This is a genomic window from Colwellia sp. C2M11, from assembly GCF_018860915.1.
Lineage (GTDB): Bacteria > Pseudomonadota > Gammaproteobacteria > Enterobacterales > Alteromonadaceae > Colwellia.
On record NZ_JAHKQD010000053.1, the window covers coordinates 153,386 to 171,130 of the forward strand.

17 protein-coding genes are annotated in these 17,745 nt (G+C 37.1%); 3 read left to right on the forward strand and 14 right to left on the reverse strand.

What is annotated here, in order from left to right; translation table 11 throughout:
- Positions 1–18 precede the first annotated feature (18 nt).
- Positions 19–546: a hypothetical protein gene (locus KO509_RS16830; RefSeq protein ID WP_215974419.1), complete on the forward strand. Its 528-nt coding sequence runs from the start codon at positions 19–21 to the stop codon at positions 544–546.
- A 357-nt stretch (positions 547–903) separates the two neighbouring features.
- On the opposite strand, the gene fdx is transcribed toward KO509_RS16830, so the two are convergent.
- From fdx to trmJ, 9 genes are all read right to left on the reverse strand, one after another.
- A complete protein-coding gene (gene fdx, locus KO509_RS16835; protein WP_159818885.1) occupies positions 904–1,242 on the reverse strand; it encodes an ISC system 2Fe-2S type ferredoxin in 339 nt (112 codons plus the stop codon).
- A gap of 55 nt (positions 1,243–1,297) precedes the next feature.
- Positions 1,298–3,181 (reverse strand): Fe-S protein assembly chaperone HscA, encoded by a 1,884-nt coding sequence (gene hscA, locus KO509_RS16840; RefSeq protein WP_215974420.1) that lies wholly within the window; start codon positions 3,179–3,181, stop codon positions 1,298–1,300.
- Positions 3,182–3,231: 50 nt separating this feature from the next.
- Positions 3,232–3,759, reverse strand: coding sequence for a co-chaperone HscB (hscB, locus tag KO509_RS16845; RefSeq protein WP_215974421.1), 528 nt, complete (start codon positions 3,757–3,759; stop codon positions 3,232–3,234).
- Between the two features lie 314 nt (positions 3,760–4,073).
- Entirely contained in the window at positions 4,074–4,397 is a 324-nt protein-coding gene (iscA, locus tag KO509_RS16850; RefSeq protein WP_159818879.1) for an iron-sulfur cluster assembly protein IscA, read from the reverse strand.
- 60 nt (positions 4,398–4,457) lie between these two features.
- A complete protein-coding gene (gene iscU, locus KO509_RS16855) occupies positions 4,458–4,838 on the reverse strand; it encodes a Fe-S cluster assembly scaffold IscU (protein ID WP_215974422.1) in 381 nt (126 codons plus the stop codon).
- A 75-nt stretch (positions 4,839–4,913) separates the two neighbouring features.
- The gene (locus KO509_RS16860; RefSeq protein ID WP_215974423.1) at positions 4,914–6,128 is read right to left on the reverse strand and encodes an IscS subfamily cysteine desulfurase; all 1,215 of its coding nucleotides are present in this window, start codon (positions 6,126–6,128) and stop codon (positions 4,914–4,916) included.
- A 98-nt stretch (positions 6,129–6,226) separates the two neighbouring features.
- A complete protein-coding gene (iscR, locus tag KO509_RS16865; protein WP_215974424.1) occupies positions 6,227–6,718 on the reverse strand; it encodes a Fe-S cluster assembly transcriptional regulator IscR in 492 nt (163 codons plus the stop codon).
- A gap of 319 nt (positions 6,719–7,037) precedes the next feature.
- The gene (gene cysE / locus KO509_RS16870; protein ID WP_215974425.1) at positions 7,038–7,886 is read right to left on the reverse strand and encodes a serine O-acetyltransferase; all 849 of its coding nucleotides are present in this window, start codon (positions 7,884–7,886) and stop codon (positions 7,038–7,040) included.
- A gap of 115 nt (positions 7,887–8,001) precedes the next feature.
- Complete coding sequence (gene trmJ / locus KO509_RS16875; RefSeq protein WP_215974426.1) at positions 8,002–8,847, reverse strand: tRNA (cytosine(32)/uridine(32)-2'-O)-methyltransferase TrmJ; 846 nt, start codon at positions 8,845–8,847, stop codon at positions 8,002–8,004.
- A gap of 397 nt (positions 8,848–9,244) precedes the next feature.
- Between trmJ and suhB the strand changes: the two genes are divergently transcribed.
- A complete protein-coding gene (suhB, locus tag KO509_RS16880) occupies positions 9,245–10,048 on the forward strand; it encodes an inositol-1-monophosphatase (protein ID WP_215974427.1) in 804 nt (267 codons plus the stop codon).
- Between the two features lie 246 nt (positions 10,049–10,294).
- Entirely contained in the window at positions 10,295–11,104 is an 810-nt protein-coding gene (cobA, locus tag KO509_RS16885) for a uroporphyrinogen-III C-methyltransferase (RefSeq protein WP_215974428.1), read from the forward strand.
- Between the two features lie 162 nt (positions 11,105–11,266).
- Here the strand turns inward: cobA and KO509_RS16890 are convergent, their stop codons facing one another.
- The 5 genes from KO509_RS16890 to tgt form a co-directional block, all read right to left on the reverse strand.
- Entirely contained in the window at positions 11,267–12,652 is a 1,386-nt protein-coding gene (locus tag KO509_RS16890) for a DEAD/DEAH box helicase (protein ID WP_252727676.1), read from the reverse strand.
- A gap of 266 nt (positions 12,653–12,918) precedes the next feature.
- Positions 12,919–13,866: a protein translocase subunit SecF gene (secF, locus tag KO509_RS16895; protein ID WP_215974429.1), complete on the reverse strand. Its 948-nt coding sequence runs from the start codon at positions 13,864–13,866 to the stop codon at positions 12,919–12,921.
- Positions 13,867–13,887: 21 nt separating this feature from the next.
- Complete coding sequence (gene secD, locus KO509_RS16900) at positions 13,888–15,735, reverse strand: protein translocase subunit SecD (RefSeq protein ID WP_215974430.1); 1,848 nt, start codon at positions 15,733–15,735, stop codon at positions 13,888–13,890.
- Positions 15,736–16,066: 331 nt separating this feature from the next.
- Positions 16,067–16,402, reverse strand: coding sequence for a preprotein translocase subunit YajC (yajC, locus tag KO509_RS16905; protein WP_215974431.1), 336 nt, complete (start codon positions 16,400–16,402; stop codon positions 16,067–16,069).
- A 164-nt stretch (positions 16,403–16,566) separates the two neighbouring features.
- Entirely contained in the window at positions 16,567–17,700 is a 1,134-nt protein-coding gene (gene tgt / locus KO509_RS16910; RefSeq protein WP_215974462.1) for a tRNA guanosine(34) transglycosylase Tgt, read from the reverse strand.
- Positions 17,701–17,745: the final 45 nt, after the last annotated feature.

The following is a 17,745-nucleotide window of genomic DNA, read 5'->3' on the forward strand; positions in this document are numbered from 1 at the left end:
AAACTATAAAGTGTCATTATGAAATATATAAAAAATAATCTTTTTTCAGTTCTAACCTTATTTTCTAGCATACTCGTGTCACACAACTCATCTGCACATGTCATTGTGGCACAACGTGGCACACTTAATATCCTTAATAACGGTGTGTTTATGGTACTTTCATTGCCTATAAGCGCCTTTGAGGGGGTCGATGACGATAATGATGGTAAGCTTTCTAAAATAGAATTTACTAAACACCGCAGCGTTATCACCAATGTAATTCACGAAAAAGTCGTATTAAAAGATAAAAACAGAAAACTCGTGTTAGAAGATATGATGCTTTCTCCCGTCACTTCTCATCAGTCGCCACAAGATCCTGTATCACAATTAGTTGTAATGGGGCGCTATAACTTGACTGACTTACTGAGCCCATTAGAGTACACAATAGAGTTATTTGGTACGACACCTGCTGAACAAGTATTAGACGTTGTCGCAACCCGTAAAAGTGATAATCAAAAAAGAAAAATAAAGCTAACACCTAAAAATTCGAGTGTTTCTATTTTTTAATAAAAGTAATTACAGAGTGAATATCGTCTGTTAATAGATGAATTACGATTAACTTTTCTGTTGATATAATATCAATCTCACTAGCTATGTGATCATTTCTACTGGCTAAAATCACCAACCACATCGTTATTTATTTAATAATTATAACAACTAGTTATTGAAAAAAACGCCTTGTGTTTTACGGTTTTTTTACGTATAAAATTGTTCACTTAATTAATGAAACGGGTATAGAGTATTCGAAACTATTCTACTGTGTTAACAAAAAAGGGTAATAACAGTGATGTTATTACCCTTTCTAATATTACAGGTCTAAGCCTAACTAAGCTAACGAGAAGCTTTCATTAAACTCAGCTCACTTTAATGATTTTCCGATACCATATTCACAGTATACTTAGGAATATCAACAACTAAATCTTCATCACCAACAATAGATTGACAGCTTAAACGAGACTCAGGCTCTAAACCCCATGCTTTATCTAGCATATCTTCTTCCAGTTCATCGCCCTCTTCGATAGAATCGAACCCTTCTCTAATAATCACGTGACACGTTGTACAAGCACAAACTTTTTCACAAGCATGTTCAATACCGATGTCATTTCTTAAGGCTACGTTTAATACACTTTCGCCTTTTTCAGCTTCAACGACGGCGCCATCAGGACATAACTCTTCGTTGGGTAAAAATATAATTTTTGGCATGTTATTTATCTCTTTTTCTCTTTGTTTTGTCATAAGATACAAGTAAGTTGTTTCTTTATAATTTATCGACAGACTGACCACTTAGCGCTTTATTAATAGAACTATCCATACGTCGTTCAGCAAATACATCTGTCGCTTGATCTAATTTTTTAATCGCGGCTTCAATTGCATCGGCATCATCACCTTGACTGATTTCAGCTAACGAATTTATCACTTGCTCAATAGTAGACGTTTCTTCTGCATCAAGTAAATGATGGTCTAAGGCGATTGCCGCTTTAACCGATTCAATAACCCGCGCAGCCTCAACCTGTTGCTCTTTTAACATACGAGCATCAATATCCGCTTTAGCGTTGTTCATTGAATCTTTAAGCATTTGTGCAATTTTACTATCGTCTATGCCAAAAGAAGGTTTCACTTCAATGCTTGCTTCAACACCTGATGATTTTTCCATTGCACTAACTGATAATAACCCGTCAGCATCAACTTTAAATGTTACACGGATATGGGCGGCACCTGCTGTCATGGCAGGAATACCTCGTAATTCAAAACGGGCTAACGAACGACAATCATCAACAAGCTCTCGCTCACCTTGTAAAACATGCACAGCCATGGCTGTTTGGCCGTCTTTGAAGGTAGTAAACTCTTGCGCTTTTGCTACAGGAATAGTGGTATTACGATGAATAACCTTTTCAACCAAACCGCCCATCGTTTCTAAACCAAGCGATAACGGAATAACATCAAGTAATAATATATCACTGTCAGGTTTATTACCCGCAAGGATATCAGCCTGAATAGCAGCACCAATGGCAACAACTTTGTCTGGGTCAATCGACGTTAATGGTGTTTTATTAAAATATTTTTCTACTTCACTGCGTACTAAAGGCACACGTGTAGAACCACCAACCATTACAACTTCAAGCACTTCATCAACACTAATATTAGCGTCTTTTAAGCTTCGACGGCATGCTCTTAAGGTTTTTTTCACTAACGCTGAAATCAAGCCATCAAACGTTTCTTTTGAGATGTTAGTTGACCATACTTGTTCATTCTTTTCGTTTGATTCATCAGCACTCAGCGTTAAGGTAACCTCAACATTATCCAAGGTCGTTAGTTGTTCTTTTGCATAACAAGCTTGTTTTATTAATTGACGCTCAAGTGTCGGAGACAATGGACGAGTTAAACCAGCCTGCTCAACTAAATAATCAGCAAGAACAACATCAAAATCATCACCACCTAATGCTGAATCACCTCCGGTAGAAAGTACTTCAAAAACCCCTTTATTCAAACGTAATACAGAAATATCAAAAGTACCACCGCCTAAATCATAAATAGCAATAACACCTTCTTGTCCTGAATCAAGACCATAAGCAACAGCTGCTGCCGTTGGCTCATTAAGAAGACGTAATACATTAACACCCGCTAATTTTGCTGCATCTTTAGTACTTTGGCGTTGTGCATCATCAAAATGGGCAGGTACAGTAACAACGACGCCGGTAAGCTCTCCACCGAGTGCTTGTTCAGCACGTTGACTTAAACTTTTTAGAATTTCAGCCGACACTTGTACAGGGTTAATATTACCTTTACGTGTAACAATTTCTGGCTTATTTTCGTCACCCGTAAATTGATATGGTAAAGAAGGATACTTACTTTGAATATCAGCTAAAGAGCGACCAATTAAACGTTTAGCCGATACTATAGTATTTTGAGGATCACTCACGCTTAATGATTTTGCTCCTTCACCTACCAAGATATCATTGGGTTGATAACTCACAATAGAAGGTAATATATCACGCCCATCTTGGTCAACTAATGTGCTCGCTTCACCACTTTGCACACTCGCAATAAGTGAATTTGTGGTACCTAAATCGATACCTGCAGCTAATCTATGTTCATGAGGTACTGTGCTAAGTCCGGGTTCTGCTATTTGTAATAAAGCCATGTTTTAATTATGTTCAGTTATTTGAGTTAAAAAGTAAAAGACGCTGTTTGCTAATCGTCAAACAAACTATCTTCAAGACGATCTACTTCAATATTGAGTTTTTGATAAAATTTCAATTTACGTAAGTTATCGCATGCTAACATATTAGCTGCATCAGTGTTTTCGCAAATTTGTGCTTGTAACAAGCTAAAATGTTGCTGATATTCTTGAGCAAGCTCTTGTTGGGCAGCAGCTAAAGCCGCATCAACATCTTCAGCATGAGTAACCTCTTCCAACATCTCTCTAAGTTCCATTTGCCTCATTAAAAAGCGAGTATCACCAAAAGTATGTTGCTCGTTCGGTAATTCTACACCTCGTAAAGTAAGAATATATTCCGCACGTGCTAAAGGTTGTTTGATTGTTTGATAGGCATCGTTAAGCTCTGCCGACTTTTGTACTGCAATGAGCTGTTCTTGGCTAGAAGCATGGGCAAACTTGTCAGGATGAACCGACTTTTGCAGTGTTTGATAGGTTTGAGACAGTTGATTTAAATCGACATCGAAACTAACTTCAATCCCGAATAATTGGAAGTAATTCACTTGGTTACCTAAAAAATTTAAACTCGATTAAGTTTTTGAATGATAGTTAAAGTTAACGTTATTTAGTGCTAATACAATAAAAGCTAAAACAAGAGCACGAAAATAGACCTTAATCATTATTTCGTACATCCTGTTTTGTGCTCTATACTTGTATTTTGTACTTCAGTTCAATTATTACTTTTTATGCTTGCATTCCGACTCAGTATTTTTTAGCAATTGACTCTTCAGATAATAATATATTATTCAACGAATTTATAAATACTAATAACACAATACTAGAGCCAAACAGAAGCAAACAATAAAGTACTTAGCCGTTATACGTTAAAGCTTTCACCACAGCCACATTCGCCCTTAGCGTTTGGGTTGGTAAACTTAAAGCCCTCATTTAGGCCTTCTTTAACAAAATCTAACTCGATACCATCAAGATAAACTAAGCTTTTAGTGTCAATGATTATGTTAACGTTTTCAATATTAAACATATGATCATCTTCATTTAAATCATCAACAAACTCAAGTACATAAGCCAAGCCTGAGCAACCTGTCGTTTTAATACCTAAACGCAAACCAAGACCTTTGCCTCGATTCGTCATAAAAGATTGAACTCGCTCTGTTGCCGCTGGCGTCATGGTAACTGACATACTACTTTTCCTGTTTTGATTCTTGTACTGAACTTATCTTATTAACTTAAACTCGGTTTATTAACCGTTTTTACTTTTATAATCTTCAATTGCCGCTTTAATAGCGTCTTCAGCTAAAATTGAGCAATGAATTTTTACCGGTGGTAAAGCTAATTCTTCAGCAATGGCTGTATTTTTAATCTGACCGGCTTCTTCAATTGATTTACCCTTCACCCATTCTGTTACCAATGAGCTTGAAGCAATTGCAGAACCACAACCATAAGTTTTAAATTTAGCATCTTCAATAACGCCATCAGCTGAAATTTTAAGTTGTAACTTCATTACATCACCACACGCAGGTGCACCAACCATACCTGTTGCTACAGATGGATCACTCTTATCCATAGAACCAACGTTACGTGGATTTTCATAATGATCGATTACTTTTTCGCTATAAGCCATAATATTTTCTCCTAACAGTTATCACTTTCTTTTTAATCCTTACCAACCTAATTGCCAGTAAGGAATAGATTAAAATTAGTGAGCTGCCCATTCAATTGAGTCTAAATCAATACCGTCTTTGAACATTTCCCAAAGCGGTGACATATCACGTAAGTGACCAATAGATTTCTGTATTAAGTCGATTGCATAATCAACTTCTTCACTTGTAGTAAAACGACCAAAGCTAAAACGAATTGAGCTATGTGCCATTTCATCATTTAAACCAAGCGCTCTTAACACGTAAGAAGGCTCTAAACTTGCAGAAGTACAGGCACTGCCTGATGATACAGCTAAGTCTTTTAACGCCATAATTAATGATTCACCTTCAACAAAGTTGAAGCTTACATTTAAATTACCAGGATAACGTTTGTCAAAGTCGCCGTTAACAAACACTTGTTCCATTTGGTTTAAACCAGCCCATAAACGATCGCGCATAGCAGTTGCATGTGCAAGATCTTGTGCCATTTCTTCTTTTGCTATACGGCAAGCTTCACCCATACCAACAATTTGGTGAGTCGCTAATGTACCAGAACGCATACCACGTTCATGTCCACCACCGTGCATTTGTGCTTCAAGACGAATACGAGGTTTACGACGTACATATAATGCGCCAATACCTTTAGGACCATACATTTTGTGAGCTGAAATTGATAACAAATCTACTTTTAGATGCTGTAAATCAATATTAATTTTACCAGCACTTTGTGCAGCATCAACATGGAAAATAATTTTACGTGCACGACACATTTCGCCGATTTCGCCAATATCTTGAATAACACCAATTTCATTATTTACATGCATAATACTAACTAAAACAGTATCTTCGCGCATAGCTGCTTCAAGTTTTTTCAAATCAATCAAGCCATTATCTTCAGGATCAAGATACGTAACTTCAAAGCCTTGACGTTCTAATTCACGACATGGATCTAATACAGCTTTATGTTCTGTTTTACACGTAATAACATGCTTACCTTTTTTACTATAAAAGTTAGCAGCACCTTTAATAGCAAGGTTGTCTGACTCTGTAGCACCTGAAGTAAAAACAATTTCACGTGGGTCAGCATTAATTAATTCAGCAATTTGGTTACGCGCAACATCAACTGCTTCTTCGGCTTGCCAGCCAAACTTATGTGAACGGGATGCAGGGTTTCCGAAATGACCATCAGTAGTCATATACTGCATCATTTTTTCAGCAACACGTTTGTCAACAGGGGTCGTTGCTGAGTAATCAAAATAAATAGGAAGCTTCATTGGCTCTCTCTCTCCACTTGTACGAATATTTAACTTAGCGCTTTATCAACTAACTATTGCTCTAAATACAGCACTAAATTAATGTAAAAGTTAATACGTTATAAATTAATAGGAATAATGGTTTCTAACGATGACTCTTTTTTACCAGATATATGCATATCACTTTGGCGTTGTGACACAGTTTTCACATCATTTTTAGTAATAAGTTCAGCCAATGATATGTTTTGTAAAAACTCTTCAATACGCTGACTCAAACCTTGCCATAGAGAATGCGTTAAACATTGCTCTCCTCCTTGACAGTTACCCTTGCCCTGGCACTTTGTCGCATCAACGCTTTCATTAACAGCGCTAATAACATCAGCAATAGCAATTTGTGCTGAACATCGACCTAAGCGATAACCACCACCAGGGCCTCGGATGCTAATCACTAAACCGCTTTTACGTAATTTAGAAAACAATTGCTCTAAATACGATAAAGAAATGCCTTGTCGCTCTGAAATATCAGCTAATGATACCGGGCCACTTACTGCATGAATTGTAACATCAAGCATTGCAGTTACGGCATAACGACCTTTAGAAGTTAATTTCATAATGTGCCCATTTAATCCACGTTAGTGACATATTTGATGACATATATAATCAGCTATTTTAATAGTACATAACATTGCGATAACGCACTGAATGCGATAATTGAGCGCAATTTTACATAACCCTACAAAATAGTCAAACATATACCCGAGTAATCTAGTCAAGTATTTTACACTAAGATCATTAAATGGAAAAGTAATACTTGACTATTTTAATCAACTATTACTTTTATAGTAAGAAAATCAAAAACAAAAAAGACAGTAATTAAAACAAAATCAACAGCTTATATTTAAATTATATTTATTAAAGCTACATTTCTGTTTAAATTTCAGGATCAAAGCTTTCTACTTTGCTTTCTCGGCGTTTAGCCGCAGCTTTTTTATCTTCCACAAATTCGCCAACACGTAACTCAGGTAAATCGTTCGGGCAAATATTACCACCTAACTGATTCACTTCTTTACAAACCTTTGAAACACGATCGTCCATTAAATGCATATGATCTAACAAGCGCCCTATTGCTTTAGCCACAGGATCAGGACTATCCGCAGAAACGGCATAAGCATCGAAGCCGAATTTTTTCGCCGCTTTATCGCGCGACTCTTTATCTAAACTGGCACCAAGTTTTTCACCCAACTCTTTATCAAGTAACGAGTTAGTACGGCCATTAACAATACGTGCAGGAATACCAACGGCAGTCGCATTTGCAGGTAAATCTTTAACAACAACAGAATTGGAGCCGACTTTACCGCCCTTACCAATAGTAATAGGACCAAGCACCTGAGCACCAGCACCAATAACTACGTTGTCTTCTAGCGTAGGGTGACGTTTTCCAGCGTTCCAACTAGTACCACCTAAGGTTACGCCATGGTACAAGGTAACATCGTCACCAATTTCAGAGGTTTCACCAATAACAACGCCCATACCGTGATCAATAAAAAAGCGACGACCGAGTTTTGCACCTGGGTGAATTTCAACACCCGTTAACCATCGAGAAAATGTAGATAGTACACGTGCCAATAACTTCCAATTAGCCTTCCATAGTTTATGACTTAATCGGTGAATCCAAATAGCATGTAAGCCGGGGTAATTAAGTAATACTTCAAGGCTGGTACGGGCGGCAGGATCTCTGTCGAAAACACTATTAATGTCTTCTTTAATACGGCTAAACATATTGGTTCCTTTCTTTCATTCACTGACTAAACTTACTGACTGGCTACTAACCATAATTTAATAGTTACTGAGCGCTTTCACAGAGTATTTCTCTTATTAAAATTACAGAACAGTATTAATTTTTTTCACTTTTATGATCGGATGCTTTGTCTATTGAAGTCTTAGCAGAAGCTCTTTCAACTGAAGCAAGAATACCACGCATCATTTTTATTTCTTTTACGTCTGGGCGAGCACGGTTAAACAATCGTCTTAACTTAGTCATCACTAGACCAGGGTGACTTTCAACAATAAAACCAGTACCTAACAATGCATTCTCAAAATGCTGATAAAAGCGCTCAGTTTCTTCCGTTACTGGATACACTTCATTGTCTTCACTTTTCGCATTAATTATTTTTTTACCGATATAATTACCATTACCAGTACTACGCTCTTGATGTTCATTATCAATAGACAACAAATAACTAGTACGAACCTCATAGCTTAGGGTTTGCACTGCCATAGCTAAATTTAATGAACTGTAATCAGGATTAGCTGGGATTTGCACATGAAAATGACACAGCTGTAGTTCGTCATTAGTCAATCCACTGCTTTCTCTACCAAAAACTAAGGCAACCGGATATTCATGTGCTTCAGCAATTAGTTTTTCACCACAACCTCGTGGCTCTAACATAGGCCAAGGTAAGGTACGTGAACGAGCACTGGTGCCAACAACCAAGCCACAATCTTCAATTGCTTCACTTAAAGTACTAACAACTTTGGCATTTGCTAACACATCAGTGGCACCAGCAGCTAACGCTTGCGCTTGACCATTAGGCATTTCTATTGGATCAACCAAAATTAACTGGCTTAACCCCATTGTTTTCATCGCTCTTGCAGCGCTACCAATATTACGGCAATCGGACGTATTTACTAAGACAATACGCACTTGATCTAATAAACTATTACTTTTTGAATCTGACATGTTACTTTATGCTCTTACTTTGTTTCATTGTTGGCTGGCTTTACACTACATTAAAGAAATATATAAAGTAATTGCCTCCCAGTTTTTATGCCTGTGATTCTAACATAGAAGAATACTGCTGTGACTAATAAAAAACACGTAAAATCAACAAATCAAATTCGCTTAACATAGTTTATTTTCCTATATAGCTGCTCACACAAAGTCATAGCAAACATAAACAGCTTATAAATTAAACTATTTATTTCAAGTTCCCCCCTCGCTAAAAAGATTAGAACTTGCTATACTGCGCGCGCTTGAAATTATAAGGGGACTTATCCCTGATAGATAAAAATATATTTTCTCTATCTTTCAAAGCGACTCGTTCTTTTAAAAGCCATTTACAAATAGGTACATTATTATGCATCCCATGCTAAATATTGCCGTGCGCGCTGCGCGCAATGCAGGAAAAGTTATTATTCGCTCATTTGAGCAACTTGATAAAGTAGAAATTGAATCAAAAGGTTCTAACGACTTTGTGACCAGTGCTGATCTTGCAGCAGAAGAAGCAATCATTGAAACTATTCGTAAATCATACCCTGCTCACACTATTATAGGTGAAGAGTCAGGCGTATTAACTGGCTCAGACGATGACTATCAATGGATTATTGATCCATTAGATGGCACAACAAACTTTATTAAAGGCATTCCACATTTTTCAGTATCAATTGCACTGAAAGTAAAAGGAAAACTTGATCAAGCCGTAGTATTTGACCCTATTCGTGGTGAAGTATTTTCTGCAAGCCGTGGTAAAGGCGCACAATTAAACGGTATGCGTATTCGTGTAAAAGCTCATAAAGAATTATCAGGCACAATTATAGCGACGGGTTTCCCACATAAACAAAAGCAGCATACAACGGCCTATATGGCAATGTTTACTACTTTATTTAAAAAATCATCCGATCTTCGCCGTGCAGGCTCTGCAGCATTAGACTTAGCCTATGTTGCCGCGGGTCGAGTTGATGGTTATTTCGAAATAGGTTTAAAACCTTGGGATACTGCTGCGGGTGAATTACTTGTTATCGAAGCCGGTGGTTTAGTAACAGATTTCGTTGGTGGTCATAACCATGCTTCATCTGGAAATATTGTGGCAAGTAGTACAAGACTACAAAAAGAAATTTTACAAAATATTCGTCCGCATTTAGGCGAAGCGTTAAGTAAGTAGTTAGTTGCATAACTAAGTCACTATTTAACTAAGTAAGTGGCTAGCACAGCTAACAATACCAACAACGTATAAGTTATATTTTTAAAAAGCGCCTATTGGCGCTTTTTTTGCTTTAATAAAAGATGAAACATAAATACAATTAAAAAATTATCTTCTGTTAGCGTCTTAATTAGAAGTAAAAACTAGTAACTAATACTGAAACAGTTACGAATATTAACCCCACTATTAAAAGCAGCCAGATCCATAATGAAATCTTTTCCGCAGTATATACCACCAGCACACAAACAACTTTTCACCCATGGCGAAGTTGCTTTAGTTGGCGCAGGCCCTGGTGATCCTGATCTATTAACCTTACAAGCTTTTCGATTCATTCAACAAGCAGAAGTTGTCATTTATGATCGTTTGGTAAGTGAAGAGATAATGGCGCTATTGCCCGCTAGCTGCGAGAGAATCTACGTAGGTAAAAAACAGGCTGACCATCGTGTTCCACAAGACACTATTAATCAAATTCTAGTAGACAATGCCAAGTTAAATAAGAAAGTATTACGACTAAAAGGTGGTGATCCCTTTGTGTTTGGACGTGGCGGTGAGGAAGCGAAATTTATAGTAGATAGAGGTATTGCTTGTCATATCGTTCCTGGAATGACAGCCGCATCCGCCTGTACCAGCTATGCAGGTATTCCATTAACACATCGAAAAGTTGCTCGAAGCTGCACCTTTATTACCGGTAATGTGCAAGATAATGGTGCACTTGACCTGCCTTGGAAGACATTAAATGATCCTGAGCAAACCGTTGTGTTTTATATGGGGATAAAAAGTTTACCTATTATAACCCAACAGCTAATTGAGGCTGGCCGTAGTGAAAATACACCAGCAGCATTAATCAGAAAAGGCACACATCAAAATCAACAAGTAATTAAAGGTAACTTAGCAACGTTAGAAGAGCTTGTAATATTACATAACATCAAGCCACCTAGCCTAATTGTTATTGGTGATGTGGTTGATACCTTTGCTGAGCTAGAGTTGAAAAACTTAGGCTATTTAACACCCGCGTAAGCACATTAACAATATAAACGAAGAGCGATAACAAGAGATACCTTAGCCGCTATTATTTAGCTAAACTTGAATGTGACTAATAAAACTTAAGTACGATTAAATTGTTCCTACAACCTATTCGATATAGGCATTTTTAAACGTACTTAAGTACTCTGTAGTGGTTTATGTGTTGTTGTTTCTTCTTTTACTTGCTGTCGCAGGTTTAGCATTACGTGGCTTTTGCTGGGCATTACTGTTATTTTTATTGTTAACACTTTTCTGACCATTGTTGCCAGAACGTTGACCAGCTTTATGTTCAACCTTTTCACCATTAAACGCTTTTGCTTTCTTTGGCTTCTTCGCTTTTAATGCTCTAATTGCTCTAGACTCACCTAACTCATTAACAGGAATAAATTGCTCTAGTATTTTACGTTCAATATGTTGCTGAATAACATTTTCAATATCCCATAGTAAACTCAATTCATCAGCACAAACAAGTGATACAGCTTGCCCTGTGTTACCTGCACGCGCGGTACGTCCAATACGATGAACATAATCTTCCGGTACATTCGGTAAATCAAAGTTGACTACATTAGGTAGCAAGTCAATATCAATACCACGCGCGGCAATATCAGTGGCAACTAATACCTGTACAGTACCGTCTTTAAAAGACGCTAACGCTTTAGTACGTGCACCTTGGCTTTTATTACCGTGAATAGCCGCTGCGGTTAACCCCTCAGCTTCTAAATATTTCGTGAGTTTATTTGCACCATGTTTAGTTTTGGTAAACACAAGCACTTGTCGCCATTCATTTTCTTTAATTAAATGTGTTAATAGCGCTGGTTTACGTTTTTTATCTACCGGTGTTAGCCATTGCGTCACTTTTTCTGCAGTTGAATTTTCAGCATTAACAGAAATTTCTAATGGGTTATGTACTAATCCTTTAGCTAAAGCACGAATATCAGCTGAAAATGTAGCTGAGAAAAGCAAATTTTGACGCTGCTTAGGTAGAACAGAAATAATTTTTTTAATATCACGAATGAAGCCCATGTCTAACATACGGTCAGCTTCATCTAAAATAAATACTTCTAATTGAGAGAATTTAACTGCATTTTGATTATATAAATCCATCAAACGACCAGGAGTCGCAACTAATACATCAACCCCTTGCCTAAGTCGCATCATTTGTGGATTAATTTTAACGCCACCAAAAACAACAGTTGAATGAAGATCTAAATATTTGCCGTAGGTTGCAATACTGTCACTAACTTGTGCTGCTAGTTCTCTAGTTGGCGTTAAAACTAAGGCTCTAACATTATTTGATTGCACTCGACTTTTTGCAGTACCACCTTTGGATAACTTTTCTAATAAAGGTAAGGTAAAGCCTGCTGTTTTACCTGTGCCTGTTTGTGCGGCTGCCATTACATCTCTACCAGCAAGTACTGCAGGAATAGCCTGTGCTTGTATTGGTGATGGTGTGTCGTAACCTTGGTCACGTACGGCTTTAAGTAATGGCTCAGATAAGCCTAAGTCAGTAAATTTAATTGTATTAGTGGCAATGGTGCTCATAAATAATCTCTTGGGTGATGTTCTGGAATACGAGCAGCGATATCAGCGATTAATACCTAATGGTATAAGACAACCTGCTAATTATACCAATGGGGACATTAGAACGGTGCAGCATACAGTATGCGTGTCTGTAGTGCAAAACTTTACCCCTTTTACTCATAAAAAATCGCTGTTGGCGTATAAAAAAACCGAGCAACAAAGTTGTTCGGTTTTTTTTATTGAGTAGGTTAACCAAGATATTGGATAGCCCGTAAAATAAGACTAGCTTATGGCATCATTTCTTCTTGATCTTCACCTTCTTTTTCAATAACTTCTGGTATTAGATCTTCTCTTGAAATCCCCAAACCTAATGCAACTAAAGAGGCTACATAAATTGAAGAGTAAGTACCTACAAACACACCAAATAGTAAAGCCGTTGCAAAGCCGTGAATTAATGCCCCACCTTTCCAGAACAATGCAGCTAATACTAATAACGTTGTTATTGACGTAATAATTGTTCTGCTCAACGTTTGAGTCAGTGACATATTAATTATTTCTTCTGGTGAAGTATCACGTATTTTTCTAAAATTCTCTCGAATTCGATCTGACACAACAATAGTATCATTAAGTGAATAACCAATAACGGCTAATATTGCTGCAAGTACGGTTAAATCAAATTCTAACTTTAAGAAAGAGAATAGTCCAAGTGTTAATAAAACATCATGAAACAAAGCAACTACAGAGCCAACCGCAAAGCGCCATTCAAAACGAAAAGCAACATATACTAAAATACAAATAAGCGCTGTTAGCATGGCTAAGCCACCCTGCTCTGCTAATTCATCACCAACACTAGCACCAACAAACTCAATACGGCGCATATCTACTTTTTGATGTGTACCTTCTTCAAGAATAGCCAGTATTTCATTACCCAGCATTTCCGCTTTCACGTCATCACGTAGACCTAAACGAATAACAACATCACGACTACTACCATAAAATTGCACCTTGGCATCTTCATGATTATTGTCTTCCATAAGTTGACGTAGTTTTTGTAAGTCGGCAGCTTCTTCAAAACCAACTTCAATTAACGTACCACCAGTGAAGTCTAAACCAAAGTTTAACTTATTAACCGCTAATGAATAGGCTGCAGCCATCATTAATAAAGCACTAAAAACCATCGCAAATTTGCGATACTTCATAAAGCTGACGGTTTCTTTTAACTGTAAAATTTGCATTATATTTAAATTCCCGTCTGACTATATCGATAACTTTTCAAGGCGTTTTCCACCCCAAATAGAATTTACTACGGTTCGTGAAGCAATAACCGATGTAAACATTGAAGTAATAATACCTATTGATAAGGTAACTGCGAAGCCTTTAACAGGCCCAGTGCCAACAGCAAATAATATTAATGCGGCAATTAAAGTAGTTATATTGGCATCAATAATGGTTGAAAACGCTGCTTCATACCCTTGGTGAATTGCTTGTTGAATTGTTTTGCCTTCACGTATTTCTTCACGAATACGTTCAAATATGAGTACGTTAGCATCTACCGCCATACCTACTGTTAGTACAATACCCGCCATACCAGGCAATGTTAATGTAGCTCCAGGAATTAACGACATTATGCCCACAATTAAGACTAAGTTAGCAAGTAATGCAACGTTAGCGACTAAACCAAAAGCACGGTAATAAATAGCCATAAATACAAATACTAAGCCAAAACCTAGTAAGATAGCTTGGAAACCTAATTGAACGTTTTCAGCACCTAATGTTGGACCAACTGTACGTTCTTCAACGATGGTAATTGGCGCAATTAACGCACCAGCACGTAATAATAAAGCTAAGTTATGCGCTTCAGCTTGTGAGCCAGATCCAGTTATACGAAAGGTTTTACCTAAACGTGCTTGGATAGTAGCAACTGAAATCACTTCTTGAACTTTTTCAAAAATAATATTTCCGTCGGCATCACGACGTTCTGTTGGCTTATATTCAATAAATACTGTAGCCATAGGCTTGCCAATATTGCTTTTAGTACCGTTAGACATTTTACTACCGCCAGCACTATCAAGTGAAATATTAACTTGTGGACGAGAGTACTCATCAAAACCTGAAGTAGCGTCAGTAATATGATCACCGGTTAACATAATACGCTTTTTCAATAAGGTCGGTTGACCGTCTTTATCTGTTAGTAAAATAGAGCTAGGTGGAATTCTGCCATTTAATGCAGCAGATAAGTCACCTTCTGTATCAACTAAACGAAACTCTATTGTTGCCGTAGCATTTAGAATTTCTTTTGCTTTGGCGGTATCTTGAACGCCAGGTAATTCAATAACAATATGCTTTTTACCTTGGCGTTGAACCAATGGCTCAGCAACACCTAACTCGTTCACACGGTTACGAATAATAGTAATGTTTTGTTGAAGGGCATATTCTTGAATTTCTTTAAGTTTTGCCTCAGTCATTTGTGCTGTAAGCGTTAACGTGTCGTCATCAGAGTTGAATAATAAATCGTTATAACGTCTTTTCAGTAACGATAAACCTTGCTCTAGATCTTCTATTTTACGGAACTTAACTGTAATAAAGTCGCCATCATCTTTTACGCTGCGGTAACGAATTTTTTCGTTAAGTAAATCACCACGAAAATCACCAACCATACCTTCTTTAACTTTGTTAATGGCTTCTTGCATATTAACTTCCATTAAGAAGCTAACACCACCACTCAAATCTAAACCTAGTTTCATTGGTGTGCCACCAATGCTTGCCAGCCAATCAGGCGTTGCCGGTGTTAAGTTTAGGGCTACTGAATATTCGTTTCCTAGACTATCATCTAACACATCACGTGCTTTTAATTGGTCTTCGGTATTTTTAAAACGTGTTAATACTTGGCCGTTTTCTAAGGCAACACTAGCGTATTCAATATTGTTGTCAGTTAAGTGCCCTTTAATTGTATCAAGGGTGGTAACGTTTGCTTCAACACCACGTAAACCAGAAACTTGTACGGCTGGATCTTCACCATATAAGTTAGGTGTGGCATAGAGCGCACCTAAAGCAACGATTAACGCTACCATTAGTGTTTTCCATAAAGGGTATTTATTTAACACAATTCTTCCTTTTTCTATTTATTGTGTTCATGTTTTATTCTTATAATAATTAAGTTAATCTAATTATTTGAATGAAACATAAACGAAACAGCTATTAGTTTTCTTTATTTAAACTTTTCTCTTTATAGCTTTCGTTAATGCATCAACTATTCACTATATATCAACGACCTACCTGCCGTTAGTGTTAAACTTGTGATCTCATATTTAAACATCTATTCAGTTAGTAATGTCACTAAAAGGAAATACTAAATTGACTAATACCAATAAGTATTTCCTTCCTGCTACAATGTTAAATAATCTCAATTCAAGTTAAATAGCAAAGAGGTGAATACTATAAAGATTTCATTGTGCCTTTAGGAAGTACTGCATTAACAGCGCCTTTTTGTACTGTTACTTCTGTACCTTCAGCGATGCTTACAACGATAAAGTCTTTTTCGTCAGATACTTTAGTTATTTTACCAACGATGCCACCTTGCGTTAAAACTTCATCACCTTTCGATAAAGCTGACATTAAGTTTTTATGTTCTTTAACACGTTTAGCTTGTGGACGATAAATCATAAAGAAAAATACTAAACCAAATACCGCTAACATTATCATCATTTCCATACCACCACCGGTTGATGCTGGAGCGCCTGCGGCGTGGGCTGTACTTATAAATAAACTCATAATATCCTCTTACTTTTTTATAATTAGTTAGTTGCTTTTCAAGTAATGCTAAGCGACTAGGTTATTTCACATTTGACGATTATTCGTCGTTTTTTTCTACTATATGATGTGCTCTTAATATATATATTCTAAACATTTATATTGTAAACATTCATATCTGAATTTTAAATTTGTTTACTACCTTCGGCTAAAGGTGGTACAGGCAAACCTCTAAGTGAGTAAAACTCTTCAACAAAGTCGTCTAATTTACCTTGCTCTATCGCATCACGCAAACCTTGCATGACTTTTTGATAAAAGTGTAAGTTATGTAATGTATTTAGTTGCGAGCCTAAAATTTCTTTACACTTATCTAAATGATGTAAATAGGCTCGTGAGTAATTTTTACAGGTATAACAGTCACAGGTTGGATCTAATGGTCCAGTGTCGGTTTTATTTGTAGCATTACGAATTTTTACCACCCCTGTATTAACAAATAAATGTCCATTACGTGCATTTCGTGTTGGCATCACACAATCAAACATATCAATACCGCGACGCACACCCTCAACTAAATCTTCAGGTTTACCAACACCCATCAAGTATCGGGGCTTATTTTTAGGAATCAAGGGGGCAGTATGATCTAATATTCTGATCATATCTTCTTTTGGTTCACCTACTGATAACCCACCGATTGCATAGCCGTCAAACTCAATAGCTTTTAGACCGTTAATTGATACTTCGCGTAAGTCTTCGTACATGCCGCCTTGTACAATACCAAATAATGCATTAGGGCTGTCACCATGTGCATCTTTTGAACGTTGTGCCCAACGAAGTGATAGTTCCATTGAATCTTTAGATTCTTTATGTGTTGCAGGGTATGGCGTACATTCGTCAAAGATCATAACAACATCTGAATTTAAACTACGTTGTACTTCCATTGAACGCTCAGGCGTTAACATAATTTTCTCGCCGTTTACAGGTGAACTAAAACGTACCCCTTCTTCGGTAATTTTACGCATTTTACCTAAACTAAAAACTTGAAAACCACCTGAATCAGTTAAAATTGGCTTATCCCAATTCATAAAGCCATGTAAACCACCATGCTGCTCGATAATATCTGTACCTGGACGTAACATTAAGTGGAAAGTATTACCTAAGATAATATGGGCACCCGTTGCTTCAACTTCTTCAGTTTTCATGCCTTTTACAGTACCGTATGTACCAACAGGCATAAAAGCAGGTGTTTCTACTATGCCACGCTCAAAGGTTAAGCGACCACGACGAGCCTTGCCGTCAGTGTTTAATAATTCATACTTCATTCGTTGTGTCATAAATAATTATTCCTACCTATCAGCGAAACAGGC

What these genes read in the sequence shown, in the direction of transcription:
- KO509_RS16830 (WP_215974419.1), top strand. Translation starts at nt 19, where the DNA reads ATGAAATATATAAAAAATAATCTTTTTTCAGTTCTAACCTTATTTTCT.
- fdx (WP_159818885.1), bottom strand. Translation starts at nt 1,242, where the DNA reads ATGCCAAAAATTATATTTTTACCCAACGAAGAGTTATGTCCTGATGGC.
- hscA (WP_215974420.1), bottom strand. Translation starts at nt 3,181, where the DNA reads ATGGCTTTATTACAAATAGCAGAACCCGGACTTAGCACAGTACCTCAT.
- iscA (WP_159818879.1), bottom strand. Translation starts at nt 4,397, where the DNA reads ATGTCAGTTACCATGACGCCAGCGGCAACAGAGCGAGTTCAATCTTTT.
- iscU (WP_215974422.1), bottom strand. Translation starts at nt 4,838, where the DNA reads ATGGCTTATAGCGAAAAAGTAATCGATCATTATGAAAATCCACGTAAC.
- KO509_RS16860 (WP_215974423.1), bottom strand. Translation starts at nt 6,128, where the DNA reads ATGAAGCTTCCTATTTATTTTGATTACTCAGCAACGACCCCTGTTGAC.
- iscR (WP_215974424.1), bottom strand. Translation starts at nt 6,718, where the DNA reads ATGAAATTAACTTCTAAAGGTCGTTATGCCGTAACTGCAATGCTTGAT.
- cysE (WP_215974425.1), bottom strand. Translation starts at nt 7,886, where the DNA reads ATGTTTAGCCGTATTAAAGAAGACATTAATAGTGTTTTCGACAGAGAT.
- trmJ (WP_215974426.1), bottom strand. Translation starts at nt 8,847, where the DNA reads ATGTCAGATTCAAAAAGTAATAGTTTATTAGATCAAGTGCGTATTGTC.
- suhB (WP_215974427.1), top strand. Translation starts at nt 9,245, where the DNA reads ATGCATCCCATGCTAAATATTGCCGTGCGCGCTGCGCGCAATGCAGGA.
- cobA (WP_215974428.1), top strand. Translation starts at nt 10,295, where the DNA reads ATGAAATCTTTTCCGCAGTATATACCACCAGCACACAAACAACTTTTC.
- KO509_RS16890 (WP_252727676.1), bottom strand. Translation starts at nt 12,652, where the DNA reads ATGAGCACCATTGCCACTAATACAATTAAATTTACTGACTTAGGCTTA.
- secF (WP_215974429.1), bottom strand. Translation starts at nt 13,866, where the DNA reads ATGCAAATTTTACAGTTAAAAGAAACCGTCAGCTTTATGAAGTATCGC.
- yajC (WP_215974431.1), bottom strand. Translation starts at nt 16,402, where the DNA reads ATGAGTTTATTTATAAGTACAGCCCACGCCGCAGGCGCTCCAGCATCA.
- tgt (WP_215974462.1), bottom strand. Translation starts at nt 17,700, where the DNA reads ATGAAGTATGAATTATTAAACACTGACGGCAAGGCTCGTCGTGGTCGC.